Source organism: Paenibacillus sp. 01L418, from assembly GCF_056400045.1.
In genome coordinates, this window is sequence record NZ_JBFTSN010000684.1 from 1 (window position 1) to 2,010 (window position 2,010).

Annotated in this window: 2 protein-coding genes; both read right to left on the bottom strand. The window is 36.9% G+C overall.

Translation table 11 applies throughout. From position 1 onward, the window contains the following. A partial coding sequence (locus AC1DSE_RS34635; RefSeq protein WP_477529051.1) for a hypothetical protein occupies positions 1–183 on the bottom strand: 183 nt, incomplete at its 3' end. Between the two features lie 52 nt (positions 184–235). Beyond that, positions 236–2,010, bottom strand: a 1,775-nt coding sequence (locus AC1DSE_RS34640) for an alanine--tRNA ligase (protein ID WP_477529052.1), incomplete at its 5' end; no start/stop codon positions are given.

The window sequence follows — 2,010 nt, forward strand, 5'->3', positions numbered from 1 at the left end:
ATACACCATATAGCTCGATTTTCGTTCTGTTTTTTTATAAGTTTCCCTTTCTTGCAGTAAAAAAGCAATTCGGATATAATCCGAATTGCTTTTTCTTTGAATAATGTGCTCCGGTACCGTACCGCCAACGGAAAGGCCAATCGTTGTCAAACCACTTCGATTGCCGGATTTATCATTCATCATGGATTCCCGGCAACTCATAACGTTGTTACAAATGGCAATCCTAAAACATCAGCTATTGTTCCGCGTTCTGGAAATATTTATTAATTACTCCTTTAATCCTTCTAACTCCAGCAGCAGAAGATTGTTCTTTTTTAATACTGAACTTTCCTAAGTTTGTTGTATCTTCTACATGAGGTCCTCCACATACTTCTCGACTCCAAACTTTCCCTTCATTATCTTTGATTGTATACACCTTAACGATATCCGGATATTTATCCCAAAAATTCCCTTCAACATTACTTTCTTTCGCTTCAATTTTAGGCAGCTCTGAAATATAGGTAACTGCTTTTGATGAAATCGCTTCATTCACATACTTTTCCACCTCAGCTATTTGCTCTGGCGTAAGTTTTTCATCATGGTTGAAGTCAAACCGTAATCGTTCTGAAGTAATATTACTTCCTTGTTGATGAACATGATCACCTAAAACTTCCCTTAAACCAGCAAGTAATAAATGAGATACCGTGTGCAGCGCTGTTGTTTCTGTTGAATGTTCAGCTAATCCACCTTTAAATTTACCCGCAGAAGCAGTTCTGCTCTTTTCAGCATGTTTCTTTGCCGCCTCTATATAAGACGCCTTGTCCTCCATGCTATATCCACTTTCAGTTAGAAACTCTTCCGTCAACTCCAAGGGAAACCCATATGTTTCGTAAAAATAAAAGGCATCTGCACCTGTCACTTTACCCTTATTCTTAAGATGTTTTTGTATTTCAAATTCTCCTTGCTGTAAAGTTCTATAGAAAAGATTTTCTTCCTTATTTACTATTTCGATAATTTTCTTTTTATTACCGATCAAATCTTCATAAGCTGTTGCTTCATCTATATAAACTTCAGACAACTCACCCACAAAACTTCCTTGTATACCTATTTTTTTACCTGCACGAATTGCCCTTCTTAATAATCTTCTTGTTATATACCCTGCATCACTATTAGCTGGCTCCGCACCATCATTAATTAGAAAAGTAGCCGCTCTCACATGATCAAGTATGATTCTAAACGACTTTAAATCGTCAGTATATTGTTTACCACTTAACTCCATCAATTTTTTCTTGGGATTAAGAAAGAAAGCCGTATTATAAATATCCTTGTCACCATTAAGGGCTGTTGCAACCCTTTCTAATCCGCCTCCATAATCAATATTGGGATTTTTCATTTTTACAAATCCTGTGTCTTCTTTTTTGTAACACATAAATACGTTGTTCCCAATTTCTAAAAACCTCTCGCTTACAGAAGCAGGATGATCCAGTGAATCACCGCCTGGTTCAAGATCATAGAACATTTCACTATCAGGCCCACCCGGTTCACCAACAGGCATATCCAATGGATTTCCGGTTCGACTCCACCAATTTTCTTTTTCATCGTATAAGAAAATTTTCCCACCTCTAGATGCCCCATATTGATAGGGATCATCTTCAATGATAGGTTCTATGCCAACTGATTTAAATTTTTCTGACCAGATTTGAATGGCTTCCGTATCTCTCTGTATATTCAAATCATCACTTCCTATAAAAGCACTGATATACAGCCTGCCAGGATCAATTCCTAATTCGATAATATGCCAATTCCAAATGGCATCGATTTGCTTTTTCTTATAGTTATTTTCATTTGCTTTAAACTCCCATCGACCTATCATTTCAAAAAATGTCAGATGCGACGTATCTCCTACTTCATCAATATCCACTGTCCTTAAACACTTCTGAATATTAGCAATCTCATTACCTATCGGATGCTTTTCCCCCAATAAATATGGAACCATAGGTTGCATTCCACTTCCTGTAAACAACGTTGAGG